9 protein-coding genes are annotated in these 17604 nt (G+C 59.7%); 5 read left to right on the top strand and 4 right to left on the bottom strand.

All coding sequences use genetic code 11. The features are described from left to right. Positions 1 to 107: 107 nt before the first annotated feature. Positions 108 to 929: a carbon-nitrogen hydrolase family protein gene (locus tag RHP74_RS24990; protein ID WP_172791565.1), complete on the bottom strand. Its 822-nt coding sequence runs from the start codon at positions 927 to 929 to the stop codon at positions 108 to 110. A 124-nt stretch (positions 930 to 1053) separates the two neighbouring features. Here RHP74_RS24990 and RHP74_RS24995 point away from each other — a divergent pair, with 124 nt between their 5' ends. After that, entirely contained in the window at positions 1054 to 1854 is an 801-nt protein-coding gene (locus tag RHP74_RS24995) for a LuxR C-terminal-related transcriptional regulator (RefSeq protein ID WP_311096551.1), read from the top strand. 177 nt (positions 1855 to 2031) lie between these two features. Continuing rightward, positions 2032 to 3651, top strand: a complete 1620-nt coding sequence (locus RHP74_RS25000; RefSeq protein ID WP_304817722.1) for an FMN-binding glutamate synthase family protein — start codon at positions 2032 to 2034, stop codon at positions 3649 to 3651. 50 nt (positions 3652 to 3701) lie between these two features. Here the strand turns inward: RHP74_RS25000 and RHP74_RS25005 are convergent, their stop codons facing one another. Further along, entirely contained in the window at positions 3702 to 4076 is a 375-nt protein-coding gene (locus RHP74_RS25005) for a GtrA family protein (protein ID WP_311096552.1), read from the bottom strand. Positions 4077 to 4195: 119 nt separating this feature from the next. Next, a complete protein-coding gene (locus RHP74_RS25010; protein ID WP_077749814.1) occupies positions 4196 to 5701 on the bottom strand; it encodes a glucosyltransferase domain-containing protein in 1506 nt (501 codons plus the stop codon). 249 nt (positions 5702 to 5950) lie between these two features. Here RHP74_RS25010 and RHP74_RS25015 point away from each other — a divergent pair, with 249 nt between their 5' ends. Further along, the gene (locus RHP74_RS25015) at positions 5951 to 7078 is read left to right on the top strand and encodes an OpgC domain-containing protein (protein ID WP_311096553.1); all 1128 of its coding nucleotides are present in this window, start codon (positions 5951 to 5953) and stop codon (positions 7076 to 7078) included. A gap of 111 nt (positions 7079 to 7189) precedes the next feature. Here RHP74_RS25015 and RHP74_RS25020 read toward each other — a convergent pair whose 3' ends face one another. Next, positions 7190 to 8611, bottom strand: a complete 1422-nt coding sequence (locus tag RHP74_RS25020) for an amino acid permease (protein WP_010457753.1) — start codon at positions 8609 to 8611, stop codon at positions 7190 to 7192. Positions 8612 to 9226: 615 nt separating this feature from the next. On the opposite strand from RHP74_RS25020, the gene RHP74_RS25025 reads away from it, so the two are divergent. Continuing rightward, positions 9227 to 12343: a transglycosylase domain-containing protein gene (locus RHP74_RS25025; protein WP_311096554.1), complete on the top strand. Its 3117-nt coding sequence runs from the start codon at positions 9227 to 9229 to the stop codon at positions 12341 to 12343. A 151-nt stretch (positions 12344 to 12494) separates the two neighbouring features. Next, positions 12495 to 17567 carry an NEL-type E3 ubiquitin ligase domain-containing protein gene (locus RHP74_RS25030; protein ID WP_311096555.1) on the top strand — a complete coding sequence of 1691 codons (5073 nt, stop codon included), beginning with the start codon at positions 12495 to 12497 and terminating at the stop codon, positions 17565 to 17567. The last annotated feature ends 37 nt before the right edge of the window (positions 17568 to 17604 follow it).

Raw genomic sequence — 17604 nt, forward strand, 5'->3', positions numbered from 1 at the left:
TCTTCGCGAGCAGGCTCGCTCCCACAGGGGATCTGCAGTGGACACAAACTCAATGTGGGAGCGAGCCCGCTCGCGACAGGGCCACTCGGAGCAATGCAACATCCGGATCAGCGCGAAGGAATCAGCAACTCCCGCACACCAGAAGCCTGCTCGACAATCTCACCCGGCAACTTCAGCCGCTGGTCATCCAGATACCGGTAATCCTTGCGTGCCGCCTCCAGCCGGCTGAAATCCAGCTCAACCGCAAACTGCCCTTCATCGCGCCCGGCCTCGAACAACAGGGTGCCGAGCGGATCCACAAGCGCACTGCCACCGGCAAACACCAATCCGTCATCACTCTCTTTGACCCGATTGACCATCAGCGCAAAGGCCTGGTTTTCCTGGGCCCGGGCCATGATCGCGGTGCGGTGAGTGGGGCCGTAAGGGTCCATGTTGCCGTTGGTGACGATCAGCAATTCGGCGCCCAGTTGCGCCAGGGCGCGGGCAGTTTCCGGGAATTCGATGTCGTAGCAGATCAGCAGACCGACGCGCACGCCGTTCCACTCGCAAGTGGCGTAACGGTCGCCCGCCTCGAACACGCCGCGATCCGACGCCCACAGATGGGTCTTGCGGTATTTCAGGGCGATGCCTTCGGGGGTAATCAGCAGCGTGGTGTTGTAGAAGCGGCCGTTGTCGTTCTCGGCCATGCCGATCACCACGGCGATATTGCGTTCGCGGGCAGCCGCCACGACGGCGCTGACCGTCGGCCCGTCCAGCGGTTCGGCGGTCTTGGCCACGGTGTCGGCAGTCGGAAAGCCCATCAGGTGGGTTTCCGGGAAGACGATCAGTTGCGTATCCGCGTGGCAGGCAGCGATGGCCGCCAGGGCGCGTTCGAGGTTGTACGCTGTGCCGTTGTCACGGCCCGCCAACTGGGCGAGTTCGACTTTCATGGGTATTCCTTGTTTTGGGCCGAGCGGCAGAAAGATTGCCCGGTCTGTGTCTGTGCGCCAGTATGCGCAGCAAGCCACCGGCCGGGGAATCACGCCGCTGGGGTAACCCGATAGGGGTAGAGGCATGACACTTTCGTTAGACGACATCGCGTGGCACCGCTCGGTCGGGCAACTGATCGACGCCCTCGACAAGCCCAACTTCTGGACGCAGCTGATGCGCCTGCTGGATCAGTACGTGACCTTCGATAGCTGGGTGGCACTGCTTTTCAGCGCGGACCAGCACCCGCAGGTGTTCGCCGAATGCCCGGGCGAGGACGGCAGCCCTGATCAGCTGTTTCAGGATTACCTGCGCGGGCTCTATCTGCTTGATCCGTTCTACATCGCCTGCCGCGAACAATCGCGCACCGGCCTCTATCGTCTGTCGGAAGTGGCGCCGGAGCACTTCGAGCTGACCGAGTATTACCAACGATACTTTCGTCTGAATGTGGTGGCCGACGAAATCCAGTTCAATTGCCAGCTCGAAGGGGACCGCACGCTGTGCCTGTCATTGGGCAGCAAGCAGCGTTTCAGCGGCCAGCAGATTGCCTTGCTGTCGCTGATCCAGCCTTGGGTGCTCGGCCTGTTGCGCCAGCGCCTGCCCTACGAAATCAACGAGGCCGTGGCCCTCGCGCCAGCACCGATCCAGGGCGATTGGCGCGTGCAGCTGGAAGCCTCGGTGCAACAACTCAAGGGCGCGCAACTGACCGCCCGGGAACTGGATGTCGGGCGCTTGATGCTCAGCGGTTGCTCCAGTAAAGAAATCGCCCGTAAGCTGGAAATCTCTGTTGAAACCGTGAAAGTCCACAAGAAACACATGTACAGCAAGCTGGGGATCAAATCCCAGTCCGAGCTGTTTTCGATATTTCTCCAGGCGCAAAATGCCTGATTGCAACGCGGAGTGCTTTTTACTGTGGGAGCGAGCCTGCTCGCGATTGCGGTCTTTCATTCAGCATTGATGTCGACTGAACCACCGCAATCGCGAGCAGGCTCACTCTCACAGGGATCTGTGTGTATCCATGCACCTGCTGCGTTGAAATTATTGAGTCCGAACCAAGGAACCCGTATGAGCCTGTCACTCCTGAGCCGCTACGCCTTCTTTGCTGCCTGTGTGATTTTCACCCTCGCCAGCTTGCCCTTCCTGGAACACGACTGGCTCTGGCCAATCACCGCCGTGACGGGCGTCCTGAGTCTGGTGGGCCTGTTCGATCTACTGCAAAGCCCTCACGCAGTGCGGCGCAACTACCCGATCCTGGGCAATATTCGCTATCTGGTGGAGGGCATTCGCCCGGAGATCCGCCAGTACCTGCTCGAATCCGACAGCGACGCCCTGCCCTTCTCCCGGGCCCAGCGCTCGCTGGTCTATTCCCGGGCCAAGAATGAAAGCGCTGACAAACCCTTCGGCACGCTGATCGATGTGTACCAATCGGGTTTCGAATTCATCGGCCACTCGATGCGTCCTGCGCCGTTGAGCGATCCGAGCAATTTCCGCGTCATCGTCGGTGGCCCACAGTGCACCCAGCCGTACTCGGCCTCGGTGTTCAACATCTCGGCCATGAGTTTCGGCTCGCTCAGTGCCAACGCCATTCGCGCGTTGAATCAGGGCGCCAAACTCGGCAACTTCGCCCATGACACCGGCGAAGGCAGCATCAGTGCGTATCACCGGGAAAACGGCGGCGACCTGACCTGGGAACTGGGCAGCGGCTACTTCGGCTGTCGCACTGCCGATGGCCGCTTCGACCCGGAACGCTTCGCCGCCCAGGCGCAAACGCCGCAAGTGCGGATGATCGAAATCAAGATGTCGCAAGGGGCTAAACCCGGGCATGGCGGCATCCTGCCCAAGCACAAAGTCACCAAGGAAATCGCCGAAACCCGCGGCATCCTGATGGGCGAAGACTGCATCTCGCCGTCTCGGCACAGCGCATTTTCCACGCCGATCGAACTGATGCAGTTCATCCAGCAGTTGCGTGAACTGTCCGGCGGCAAACCGGTGGGCTTCAAGTTCTGCCTCGGTCACCCTTGGGAATTCATGGGCATCGCCAAGGCCATGCTGGAAACCGGCATCCTTCCGGACTTCATCGTGGTCGACGGCAAGGAAGGCGGCACCGGCGCCGCGCCCGTGGAGTTCACAGACCACATCGGCGTGCCGATGCGCGAAGGCCTGCTGTTCGTGCACAACACGCTGGTGGGCCTGAACCTGCGGGACAAAATCAAACTCGGTGCCAGCGGCAAGATTGTCAGTGCCTTCGACATCGCCAGCGTCCTGGCCATCGGTGCCGACTGGGCCAACTCGGCGCGCGGCTTCATGTTTGCCATCGGCTGCATCCAGTCGCAAAGCTGCCACACCAACAAATGCCCGACCGGCGTCGCCACTCAAGACACCTTGCGCCAGCGTGCGCTGGTGGTTCCGGACAAAGCCCAGCGGGTCTACAACTTCCACCGCAACACACTCAAGGCCCTGGCGGAAATGCTCGCGGCGGCCGGCCTCGATCACCCATCGCAGTTGTCAGCCAAGCACTTGGTGCGACGTATGTCCGCGACCGAGATCAAGCTGTTCTCGCAGTTGCATGTGTTCTTGAAGCCGGGGGAATTGCTCACCGGTGAGGTGAATGGCGAGTTTTACTCGCGGATGTGGCAGATGGCGCGGGCGGACAGTTTTGAGCCTAAAGAGGTGGTTGCTGCGTAAAGATCGCTCTGCATGCCAGCCTTACGGACAGGCTGGCATCAGCGACACGTTCACGCTTCGCGCTCGCCATACAGGACAAATCTCGAGAAGAAAAACCCGCAAACCAGACTCAACAGCGAGAACGACCCTACGGTCATCAGCCCGTGGATTTTCCAGACATCAGCGTAATGTCCGACAACGAAACTCATGCCCCCCATGAAAAACACATACAGCAGATAACGAAGTACCGACCCCCCGGCCTCAAACGTGTAGAGCGCATGCACATAGAATGAGAACGTCGCGGCCACACAAAACGCCGAAAAATTACTGACGGCCTGACTAAGCTCGGCCGCAGTGGTCAGTACATAAAATAGCTGCCAATGGATAAGCGTATTGGCCACTCCAATGACTGCGTAGGTAGAAAATTCTTTCCATAAAGCTTTCATGTCCGATCCTTGACCCATTCCCGTTTCAGGCGCCGTTCAAACCTAAAGTCGAGGACAGGTGCGCGTCTACTGTAAGAACTAACAGGTAGCGCGGCATTCCAGACCAATGGTCACGGGGTTCACCACTGGAGAGAGCGGACCCGGGCGGGTTCTTTCATGACAATAAAGCCGTAGTCCCCCAGCAGATAAATCCGATAAAACAGACTGTCCACCAGCGGTGGATACCCCTGATAACCCACCAGCGTCGCGTTACGCCGTTCCTTTTCCCTGACCACATTAGTGATGCCTGTTTTCGGCAGATTTTCCGCGAGCATGTAGAAATCGATGTTTAACAAGTAATGCAAAACCGGCATCTGCTTGAACGACCCGGCGGCCCCCACCAGCCAGTGATCGGAGTACGTCACCGACATATAAATGCGCTTGGCTTCGCGCAACGCCGGGCGCGAAGCAATGTCGGCACTCAAGGCGTACAGCGCATTCGTCGCGAAGGTTTTTTGTAACGTCAGCACCCGTCCATACGCGAAGGAAAGTGAAAGCATCGCCAACAATGGGACCAGCAACAGCAGCGGCAGCTTTCCGTGGACCGACGCCAGCGCCAGATGGCTCAGGTAGAACAGCAATACGAGCACGACAGCAAAGCCCATCAAGGTACGGGCGCCTTCATTGAAGTCGCGGAAAAACAAAGAGACGCCCGGCACCAGCACCATCAGGACGGGCAAGATCAACAGGCACAGCAGGCCGATCATGGTTTTGTTCAGCCCAGTACCGGCACGCTCCAGCACGCGCTGTCCCACGCGCACGGCACCGAACAGGGCGCACAGCAACAGCGCGGCGAATACCCAGGCAAAGCCGCCATGGAACAGCAGCACGATTTTTTCCAGCACCCAGCCCGCGCTGGTTTCTATTTGCTGCAACGGCGCCGCTGCCCCGTTCAACAATGAGGTGCGCTTCTGAGTCATGAAGGAATAGGCGGTGGCGTAATAGATCAACCCTGCCAGACCCACCTGTACAACTTTGCAGCCGATCAATCGCCACCACGCAGGCCATGCCAATGGGTCGTCCGTGCGCCGCAGCAACTCCATACAACACAGACCGAGAAACACATTAAAGCTGACCTGATAAAGCCCGATGGCCAAGGCGATCAGCGCGGCCGGTATCAGCAGGTGCTGAACACGCGAAGGGCTTTGAAAGGTGATCGCGTAGATCACCGCCACCAGGCTGAGCGCCATGCTCGGTCCGTCGTATTGGTACGACAGGTTTTGCAGGAAGAACGGGTTGTACCAAAGCGGCAGCACCACCAGGCAATGGGCGAACGTCGGTTCAGGGAAATAGTGAAACGTCAGCCGGGTCAGGGCCCAGCTCATCGCCAGCGTGGCGATCAACAGCGGCAGCGGGAAGATGTTCGGCGCGGCGCCGCTGAAGGTCAGCAGGTTGTAGAACCACTGCGCGAACAGCCGGCCGTCCTCCGCCCAGCCGGTACCCGCGGCCAGGGCACGCCAGTTGTCATCGATGTAGGGATAATCCGCGAGGATCAGCGGCAGGATGTACACCAGCGTCGCGAAAAGAAACAACAACCAGACTTGGCGGCCGGTGAGTTCTTTGTCGAGCCATTCGCTGATCTGCATGCCGGCGCCTCAAGGGAATTCCGCCTTCAATCAATAAAGCTTTGAACCTCGACGGTCGTCAGAGATCGCCGACCTGCGTGTCTTTTAGACAGGCGGTTGTCGCCTCGGCAGTGCACAGAGACGCTCCGTAATATCCGCACTTTGCAATTGCCGCCGAATCCCTGCACCCTGCGCGCCGCCAATGTGCAGCGCGCAACCTTTTGTGTCGCCGGCGCTCCTACTTCAACCCCCGTTCCAGAGCCCGCAGCCATGACGACTGAACGCGATCACCGGATCGACTTTTTCCGAGGCCTGGCGCTGATCTTCATTTTCTGGGATCACGTGCCCCACAACCCGCTGGGTCAAATCACTCTGCGTAACGTCGGCTTCAGCGATGCCGCCGAAGTCTTTGTGTTTCTCGCCGGTTACGCGGCGGTCCTGGCCTACGGCAAGATCCTGGCCCGCGACGGTTACCTGATTGCCTGCGTGAAAATCCTGCGCCGCGCCTGGGTGCTGTATGTGGTGCATATTTTCCTGCTGGCGATGCTGATGGGCATCGTGTTCTTCGCCAACAGCCATGTGGAGACCCGAGATCTGGTGGAGGAGATGGGCATGCACCACTTCATCAGCAATCCGCAGCAAGCCTTGATCGATGAGTTGCTGTTGCGCTTCAAACCGAACCTGATGGACCCATTGCCGCTCTACATCGTGCTACTGGCCGGTTTGCCGCTGGTGCTGCCGATATTTGTGCGCAAACCATGGGTGGTGGTGGCGATGTCGTTTGCGGTGTACCTGACGGTGCCGTTGTTCGGCTGGAATCTGGCGGCCATCAAGGACGGCGTGTGGTATTTCAACCCCATCGCCTGGCAACTGTTGTTCGTACTCGGCGGTGCCGCTGCGATTCACACGCAGCGCCCACGCTTGCCCGACAGGCGCCCGTTGCTGCGCCAGCCATTGTTTGTGAGTGCGGCGTTATACGCAGGCGTCGCCGGTGTACTGACCGTATTGTGGCGGTGGCCGCAACTGCATGATGCGATGGTTCCGACCAGCCTGAGCAATCTGTTGTACCCGATCAGCAAGACCGACCTGTCGCCGGTGCGACTGCTGCACTTCCTGGCGCTGGCGTATGTCACGGCGAAACTGTTGCCGGACACTGGCTGGACGCAGAACTGGCTGGCCCGGCAATGCAGTCGCATGGGCCGTTATTCGCTGGAAGTGTTCTGCCTCGGGGTGTTGCTCGCGCCGCTGGCAGACATGATCAATGCCCTGACCGACGATGCGTTTGCCATGCAAATCTTCACCGCGCTGGTGGGTGCAGGATTGATGGGGTTGTTGGGGGTGTGGCTGGATTTCAACAAGCGCCTGACCGCACCGATTCAACCGGTCGCCGTCCATTAAGAAACTCCGCGCCTTTGTGGCGAGCCAGCTCGCTCGCCACCGGAGATTTCGTCAGCCAATAAAAAGGCCCCGGCCAATGGACCGGGGCTTTTGCGTTTCAGGCGTTACGACTTACGCAGCCGAACGCACCGCACCTTGCGACACATTGGTCGGTTGCAGCTTGAACACGTAGAACAACACCGTCAGCAGCACCAGGAACGCCGGGCCGACGTACAGCGCCACGCGGGTTTCCGGGAAGTAAGCCATCAGGCCGACCACCAACACCAGGAACGCCAGCGCCAGGTACGAGCTGACCGGGTACAGCCACATCTTGTATTTCAGACCGGCACGTTCGCTGGCACTCAGGCCTTTGCGGAATTTGAGCTGGGCCAGCAGGATCATCACCCAGGTCCAGATCGCGCCGAAAGTGGCAATCGCCGTCACCCAGACGAAGACTTTTTCCGGGACCATGTAGTTGAGCAGCACGCCCAGCAACAGCACGAAGATCGACAACAGCAACGCGCGACGGGGCACGCCGTTGCTCGATGTGGTGGCAAAACCGGCCGGGGCCTGGCCATTCTGCGCCAGGCTGTAAAGCATGCGCCCGGTGCTGAAGATGCCACCATTGCAGGACGACAGCGCCGCGGTGATTACCACGAAGTTGATGATGCCGGCCGCGGTCTTGATCCCCAGGCGCTCGAACGTCATCACGAACGGACTGCCCTGGGTGCCGATTTCGTTCCACGGGTAGATCGACAGGATCACGAACAACGCGCCGACGTAGAACAGCAGAATCCGCCAGAACACCGAGCCGATCGCGTTGGGAATGGTCTTCTGCGGGTTCTTCGCTTCACCGGCGGTCAGGCCGATCATCTCGACACCGAGGTAGGCGAACATCACCATCTGCAGCGACATCAATACGCCTTGCACGCCGTTGGGCATGAAGCCGCCGTGGGCCCAGAGATTGGAAATCCCCAGCGCCACGCCGTCATTGCCGAAACCGAACGCGATCACGCCGATACCGCCGATCACCATCGCAATGATGGTGACGATCTTGATCAGGGCGAACCAGAATTCGAATTCACCGAAGGCTTTCACCGCGATCAGGTTGATCGAGCCCATGCTGATCAACGCGGCGAGTGCCCAGATCCAGCGCGGCACATCGGGAAACCAGACGCCCATGTACACCGCCACGGCGGTGATTTCCGCGACACAGGTCACCAACCACAGGAACCAGTAATTCCAGCCTGTCAGGAAGCCCGCCAAGGGGCCGAGGTAGTCTTGAGCGTAACGGCTGAAGGAGCCGGCGACCGGGTTGTGCACGGCCATCTCACCGAGAGCGCGCATGATCACCAGGATCGCCAGACCGCCGATGATGTAGGACAGCATGATGGCGGGGCCGGCCATTTCGATGGCCTTGGCCGAACCGAGGAACAGACCGACGCCGATACACGCTCCGAGCGCCATCAAGCGGATATGCCGTTCGCCGAGTTCGCGTTTAAGCGGGCCGCCCTGAGCGGTCTCGCCATGGGGCAGATGATTGCCGACTGGCATAGGGGTACAACCTCGTCTTGTTATTGGATATGACCACCGAGTAACAAAGCGCTGACCGGTAAGCCATTGCTTCTGAGAAACCGGGCCTGCTTCGTGAGCAAACCCGTCTTGCAGGACAACACCGGCAAGATCAGCGGGGCGTGCAGTATAAAAAGCTTCGTACAGGGTTTTTCACTCTATAAACCACAACATTCAGCCAGAACTCTCGGGAAAAGCCCGGTTAGCGGAGGGGCATTACCTGACTTTTGTAGGATCTTTCACCAACTGAAACGCCGCCGAGTATTGCACAGCATTGGTGCATCGTCATGCCCCTGGCCGGGCCTTATTTGCTATTCGACGTGTCTAGGAAGGGCATTTCAGGCAGGCACTAGCCTGTGGCGAGGGAGCTTGCTCCCGCTCGGCTGCGCAGCAGTCGCAAAACCTTTGATCGCGGTTCTACTAAAGGACCGAGATGGCAAATTCGGGTCTGCTCCGCAGCCCAGCGGGAGCAAGCTCCCTCGCCACAGGGAATGGGGAATATTTGAGATCTGTGCGTCCACAATTTCTTCACCATCGCCAACCACCGACTAAGCTTCAGACAAGTCAGATCAATCTGCGTGAATGGATCAGTCGACTATGGGCGCGTTATGGCAAACCGATACGAGTAAAACTGTGGTCCCGACTGAACGTGTGGATGAAGCGCCTATTCCTGAAAAACCCCCTGGCAGTCGCACAAAGCATGGCTGGGGGGCGTTTTGGTTGTTGCTGATTATTATCCTGATTGTCTTGGGGCTTGCCGCTGCCAAGGAAATGCGTACCTCGAAGTTTCAATCCCGCGAGGTCAGCAAATTCGCCGCCTCCCTAAGTTACGAAATGAAACCCGGCCCCAGCGACGCGATTCGTTATCCAGGCGCAGGCCCTTTCGACTTGCGTCTGGGCTACAGCTCGCTGGGTGAGTTTCTGCCGCGATTGCTCAAGCGTGACTACGTTATTGCGTCGCAAACCCGCTTCTCTGAAAAGCTGATGAACTACACCGACAAGGGCTTTTTCGTGCCTTACGCGGAGAAAATACAGGCTGGACTGTCGATCACCGATTGCCGTGCGGCGCCGCTGTACCAGTACAAATACCCCCAACAGCTGTATTCAAGCTTTGAGTCGATTCCGCCCGTGGTGGTCAGCAGCCTGCTGTTTATTGAAAACCGCTTTTTGCTCGATCCTCGTCAGCCCCTGGCCAACCCCGCCGTGGACTGGCCACGGTTCGGCATGGCGATCTGGTCCCAGGTTGCCAAGCTGCTGCATATACCAGGGCAGTCGGCGGGCGGCAGTACGCTGGCGACGCAACTGGAGAAATACCGGCACTCGCCCGATGGCCTGACGGTGTCAGGCGCGGAAAAGATCCGACAGATGATTTCCGCCACCGTGCGTGCTTATCAAGCGGGTCCGGAAACCTTGCAGGTCCGGCAAAATGTGGTGCGCGATTACCTCAATAGCGTGCCGCTGTCGGCGGTACCGGGACACGGTGAAGTGCATGGCATGGCCGAAGGGTTGCGCGTCTGGTACGGCGCCGACTTCAACAAGGCCAACGAACGGCTGGCCAGCACCGACACGGACCCCAAGAGCATGGCCGAAAAAGGCCTCGCGCTGCGTGAAATGCTCTCGCTGATGATCGCCCAGCGCCGCCCTTCTCACTACCTGACCAAGGGTCATGATGAACTGGCCGACCTCACCGACAGCCACATCCGCCTGCTGGCGGCGAATGGCGTGATCGACGCACCTTTCGCCGCCGCCGCCCTGGCCAGCCAGGTGACCTACCGCGACTGGCAGACCCAGCCGACCATCCAGCCGATTGAAACCAACAAAGGCATCAGCGTGGCGCGCAGCCGTCTGGGCGGGTTGCTCAATCGTCCGCTGTACGATCTCGACCGCCTCGACCTTTCCGCCACCAGCACCCTGCAAGGTGAATTGCAAAGCCAGGCTACCGAGTATCTCAAGCGCCTGGCCGACCCGGCGTTCGCCACACAAGTCGGGCTGATGGGCGAACGCTTGCTCACCCCCACCAGCACCACTCAGGTGCGCTACAGCTTCACGTTGTTTGAGCTGACACCGGACGGCGCGCGCGTGCGGGTACAGACCGACAGCACCGACCAGCCGTTCGACATCAATGAAGGCAGCAAGCTGGAACTGGGCTCTACCGCGAAAATGCGCGTGCTCACCACCTACCTGCAAATCATGGCCGAGCTGCACGATAAATATGCCGAAATGACCGTCCCGGAACTGAAGAAAGTCGACATCCCGGATCAGGATCGCCTGAGTCGCTGGGCCATCGACTACCTGATTGAGAACAAGGACCGCAACCTGCCGGCCATGCTCGGTGCCGCGCTGGATCGTAAATATTCGGCCAGCCCCGGCGAAGCGTTTTTCACCGGCGGCGGGCTGCACACCTTCGTCAACTTCCGCAAGGAAGACAACGGTCGCATTCCGACCCTGCGTGATGCGTTGCGTGAGTCGATCAACCTGCCGTTCATTCGCCTGATGCGTGACCTGGTGCGCTACACCACGTACTCCGGCCCCAACAACAGCGCCGGATTGCTCAAGGACGATCGCGACCCGCGGCGTCAGGAATACCTGGCCAGTTTCGCTGACCGCGAAGGGACTTCGTTCCTGCTCAAGTTCTGGAAGAAATACAAAAACAAGGACACCCAGGCGCGGCTCGACACCTTCCTCGACAGCATGCGTCCGACGCCGATTCGCCTGGCGGCGGTGCACCGCTATTTGCTGCCGCAGGCCAGCCAGGAAAGCTTCAATGCCTTCGTGCGGGCACACCTCAAAGGCGCCAAGCTCACCGGAAAACTCACCGACGAACGCCTGCAACGGCTCTACGAGAATTACAGCCCCGGCGCCTACGACTTGCCGGATCAGGGTTTCATCGCCAAGGTTCACCCGCTGGACCTGTGGCTCATGGGCTACCTGCTGAACAACCCGGATGCCAAGTGGAGCCAGATCGTCAAAGCCAGCCAGTTCGAGCGTCAGGAAGTCTACAGCTGGCTGTTCAAGAGTCGTCACAAGGGCGCCCGCGACAGCCGTATTCGCACCATGCTGGAAATCGAAGCGTTCCTGGACATTCATCAGCGCTGGCAGAAAGTCGGTTACCCGTTCGATCACCTGGTACCGTCGCTGGCCACCGCCATCGGCAGTTCCGGCGATCGCCCGGCCGCCTTGGGCGAGTTGATCGGCACCATCCTCAACGACGGTGTGCGCATGCCGACACTGCGCATCGACACCCTGCATTTCGCGGCGAACACTCCGTACGAAACCAAACTGATCAATGACCCGGTCGCCGGCAAACGGGTAATGCCGTCCGAAGTGGCCACGGCCATGCGCGAGGCGTTGTTGCAGGTTGTGGATGCCGGTACAGCCAAACGGGTGTCCGGCAGTTTCATCACCCCCGATGGCAAACCCCTGGCGATGGGCGGCAAGACCGGGACCGGGGATAACCGCATCGAAGCCATTGGTTCCGGCGGGCGGATCCTGAGTTCGAAGTCGATCAACCGCACCGCCACTTTCGTGTTCTATATCGGTGATAGCCACTTCGGTACGTTGACCGCCTTCGTGCCCGGGCGCACCGCCGAGGCCTTCAAGTTCACCTCGGCGCTGCCCGTGCAAGTGCTCAAAGGCATGGCACCGATTCTCACGCCCTATCTGCAACCGGGTGCGCATACACAATGCCTGCCGGTGGAGGTCGCACGGCGCTGAAAAAAAGGTGGTAATTACCTATTTTCGGCATTGGTAATTCCAATGTTTATGGGCGGCTGGCACTGATTAAGCAGCGGTAATTCAGGCTTTTACTTTGAGCCTCGGGCGTTAGGCTGGTCATTCCACTTAACGCTCAAGGTTTATTAAAAGCATGACTGACTTACACGGACGTATATCAGCGCGACCGACACGGGGGGAGGATGACAATAAAGGTCGCCACTACGATTTCATCAAAAGCCGTATCCACCCCACGTTCAAGGACGCGTCACTGCGACGGATCCGGGAACTGAGCCTCACGCAAACGGCTTCAGGGTATTGGGTACAGAGCACCAAGGGTTTCGATCACACCCCGCTACAACACGCCAACCTCGACCTCTGGTCCGCTCAAAACACTGTCGACCGGGTCATGGACAAGGTCCAAGGTATTTACGAATTCGCCGAACCGTTGCTGACCAGGGCGTTGCTGGAACAGTTCGGTGTCGACGTCGATGTAAAGACCACTTACCTGCACCTTTATCTACCCAAACAGCTTCCCTGGTATGCCAGCAACCCCAACGGCGTGGTGACCCGCACCGTTTCACTGCTGGACGCGGCCCTGCATAACTTCGCGAGCCACGAAACCTGCGAGGCGGACTCGAACTTCATCAGCCAGCCCGATGCCCGCGGGCATTTCGACACCCTGGCGATCAAACGCAAAATGTCCATCGCCCAGTTCCAGACCCTGTGTCGCACGCTGGACATTGGCGCGCGCTACACGAAATACCTCGAAGAACAATTGCGGCCCAGGGATGGCCTCGCCCAAGTGGTTTTAAAACACAAGATCATCGAGAACGAGAAAGCCGCGTTTAAAGCCGCCGCCAGGCTGGCCGTCCTGAAGGGCGACATCGACGCCGATGCCCGTGACCTGATCCTGATGATGCTCGATGGCCAGCGCAACCTCACCCGCAAAGGCCGAATCATGCAGTTCGCCAAACTGTCCATGCTCGACAGCCTGCTGACCGGCATCGTCTTGATTACGCCGGATCTGAACCGGGTCCATAAGGTAGTGCCGATCTTCGCGTATGTCCCACAAGACCCCGAGCACCCGCTGAAAGAGTACCCCTCGACCCTCGCGCTGATGAAAGAACTGACGCGTCAGCTGCGCGACAACGCTGTCATCTCCTCCACCGGCATGACCTACCAGCAATTCTTCAGCCGGTTCGTCGATCAATCCGATCGGGGGCATTTTTTCGGCGGGCTGCAACAACGCCTGTTCCAAGTGAAATGGCATCGCAAAGAGCCGCTGGACCCGAGGCCGAGCTGGCGCGAAGAGGCTATCACTGCCCCTCGTCTGCAGTTCAACACCGCACCGATCAGCGGCGAACTCTGGCAGTACCTGTTCGAGCAAAAGCTCAACAAGGTCCTCAATGACGCCCGTCACATCGCCGTGTCCACCGCCGATGCCGATACCCATGCACGATGGGCCTGGTGGGAGAACTTCAAGAAAATCGTCTCGGACATCTTCAACATCGCCCTGATGGTCGTCACGCCGTTCGTGCCCGGACTGGGTCAGCTGATGATGGGCTACATGGCTTATCAGATGGCCAGCGACGCCATCGAAGGCCTCGTCGACATGACCCTGGGACTGTGGACTGAAGCCACCGAACACATTGTCGGCCTGGTCACCGATGTTCTTCAGCTGGAAGCGTTCGCCGCCGGTGCGCAGATCGGTGCGCTGGCACGCCTGAAACTGTCGCCGCTGATCGAAGGCATGAAACCGGTCACCCTGCCCAATGGCGAATCCCGGTTGTGGCACCCCGACCTCAAACCTTATGAATGGCCGGATGTGCAGTTATCGCCGGACTCCAGACCTGACGCGCTGGGGCTGCACGCTCACGAGGGCGAGGCTGTTCTGCCGCTGGATGACAAGCACTACGCCGTGCAAAAGGATCCGCAAACCGGCAACTACCGGGTCAAACACCCGCATCGCGACAATGCTTACCTGCCCGAGTTGAAACACAACGGCCTCGGCGCCTGGACCCATGAAGCCGAGAACCCGCGAGCCTGGGATCGTCCGACGTTGATGCGCCGTCTCGGCCACACCGTGGAGGGCTTCAGCGACGCGGAACTCGAAGCCGTTCGCATCGCCAGCGGTACCGACGACGGTGCGCTGCGCCGGATGTACGTCGACAACACGGCCCCGCCACCGTTACTCGATGACAGCCTCACCCGCTTGAACATCCAGCGCCAGACCCGCCAGGCCATCGAGCAGATTCGTTCAGGCCAGCCTCTGGATCCCTCCTCCTACTGGTTTGAACCGCTGGCGACTTACCTGGACGGCTGGCCCGCGGACAAAGCCCTGAAGGTCTACGAAAACGCCGACATGAGCGGCCGGTTCCGCCAGTACGGCAATGCCGATGCGACGGCCGAACAGACCCTGTCCACCAGTTTGTCCAACCTCATGAGCGAGCAATTTGCGCCAGACCTTGTCGAGTTTCTCAACGAAGAAGAACTGCACGCCGTGCTCGGTCGGTCCACCGCCCAACGTGAACGGGTGCAAGCCTTGCGCGATCGACTGGCGGACGAAGCCGATCGGCTGACCCCAGATATCATCAATCAGCTTTACCAAGGGGCCCAGGCGTTCGACGATCCGCCGCTGCGACTCATGCGCCACACCTTTCCCGAGTTACCGTCCCGTGCCGCCGCGACGCTGCTGAACAACACCGACGCTGCCGACCTCAAGCGCATGACCCAAACGCAACGACTGCCCTTGAGCCTCAAGAGCCGCGCCCGTGAGGCGGCCTTCGAAGCCCGGACCAACCACGCCTATGAAGGCTTCCAGGACGGCGCGCAGTGGGTGGCGCAAACCGAAAGCCTGGTGCTGAACGCCTTGAGGATTCATACCGACACGTTCGCGCAATTGCGCGTCGAGGTTCGTGAAGGCAACGATGCCGGTCCCTTGCGCAGCCGTGTAGGGGCCGAGGACGCGTCGATGGTCCGGGTGCTGGTCAAGGACGATGGCAACCGGTTCGAAGTCTGGGACGGTGACAACCGAAAACTGCACGACGCCACTGACTTTTACGAAGCCGTTCTCAACGCCCTGCCGAAAAACAAACTGGCGCAGTTGGGTTATCAGCCAGGCCAGGGGGGGTTCTTCAAGCAATGGGTGATGGCCAAGACCGAGACACCGGCGCAGCGCCGCACGGCGCTCGCCGCCCCGCCGATCCGTCCGCTGGCTGACCATGAAGACATGATCCTGTTGCGCGGTCCCGGCTTCTCCACCGTCGCCCCCACGCTCACCCAACGGGTGCAGGACATTTACCCTCACTTCAACGACCGCGAGGTCAATACCTTCGTTCGATCCCTCGGTTCGCAGGAGCAAGGGCACCAGACACTGACCCGACTGGACCGCGAACTGGACGACCTGCGAGTGCTGTTGAATCGCTGGCGCTACCAGCAGCCGGATAGCTGGGGTCCGGATCAGCGCGGGTTCGTCAACAGTGGCGGGTTGCACATTGCCGAACGCTTTATCGACTGTTTCAAACGCAAGCCCACGGTCTTTGGTGAACGCAGCATCACGGCCGACGGCGGGTATGCGCTGGACCTGTCCACAGAGTTCCAGGTGCTCGACCTCGAACGCTGGTGGAAGGAACTGCCGGATATCAAACACTACCTCGATCAGATCAGCACCTTGAATCTGGACCGCACGACCTTTTCCGAAACCACCTCCGGCCTCTTGGGCGCCTTCCCTCATCTGCGACAACTGAGCGCCCGTAGCTGCGGCCTGACGCGACTTCCCGACACCATCGGCAAGATGCACCACCTGCGCACGTTGCGACTGATGAACAACGACATCACGTTGACCCCCTCCGCTGTCGAGCAACTGCGAAATCTGACCCGCCTGGAAACCCTGAGACTCGATGACAACGCGAAGCTGGGCCTGCTTCCGGACGTCGGACGCATGCCCAGGCTGAGAATCCTGAGCTTGAGCAACACGGGCGCCACCACCTGGCCCGACGGCCTGTTCGGGCCCTCCAACAAACGTCGACCGCGCGGCTTCTTTCTGGATATGCAGGAGAACCCGATCAGGGTCATTCCGAAAGTCGTGCCCGGCTCGGAAGATGCCTTCCTCCTGGCCCGGACCCGCTTGTACGAAGAGCAGCTCTCGGACGCCAACCTGATCACCTTCAAGGCGTATCGACGGTCAGTCGGCCTCGCGCCCGAACAGGTCTACATCGATGCGGCGCATAACGCGATAGAACTGTGGCCGATGCAAGACGATTCGGTCTGGTGGAGTGCCGAGGTCTCAGGGCTGGGGACCTTCCGCGAGGAAGCCTGGCACGAATTGATGACCGAGCCCGGCGCCAAGGATTTCTTTGCATTGATCCAGAAGCAGACCCGTTCGGCCGATTACAAGGCCGGTGGTGAATTGCGCCAACAACTCAGCAGCCGGGTATGGCGCATGATTGAAGCCATCGACCTGGACACCGAGCTGCGCAAGGATCTGTTCGAAATGGCCAGGGCGCCTACCACCTGTGCCGATGCCGGGGCCCAGGTGTTCAACCACATGGGTATCAAGGTGCTCGCCTCCGAAGCCTATGCCTTGTCGACGTCCAACGCCGTGCTTGAAAGCAAACTGGTGAACCTGGCCAGAGGTGCCGCTCGCCTCGCGCGCGTGGATGACATTGCCCGTGCCGATTTCGGCAGCCGCCCGGGCAATCCGGATGAGGTCGAGGTGTACCTTGCCTACGAAACCGGCCTGGCTCAACGCCTCGGTTTACCGTGGCAATCGGAGACGATGCTGTTTCGCACCATCGCCGGTGTGAACGCCAAAACCCTCGACACCGCCTTCGAGACGGTGATGTCGATGGAGGCCGGCGATGGGTTGGTCAACGACATGATCGAACAGCCGTTCTGGCAGAAATACCTGCAGGACACTTATCCGAACGAGTTCCGGCGCAATACCTGGTTTTACGAAACCAAGAGCGACTTGCTCGATGAGTTACGCGAAGTCCAACACACCTGGGCCAGTTCCAAGGGCCAGCAAATTGCACAACGACGCGCCCTCAAACAGCGTCTGCAAGACCTCGCCCGGCGCCTGAATATCGATGACAGTGTGGTGTTGACGGACCAGGACATGACCGATGAGGTCTACGGCCAATTGCTGCACGACATGGGTTACGAAGAAAAAGAGCTGAGCAGAAAACTCACCCGCGCAGCGCTGCAAAAAGACGCACAGCCGTAATCGGCAACCCCTGATGCATCGGGTGATGTATCAGGGG

Origin of the sequence: Pseudomonas sp. SG20052 (assembly GCF_031766055.1) — a bacterium.
Classification (GTDB): domain Bacteria; phylum Pseudomonadota; class Gammaproteobacteria; order Pseudomonadales; family Pseudomonadaceae; genus Aquipseudomonas; species Aquipseudomonas mandelii.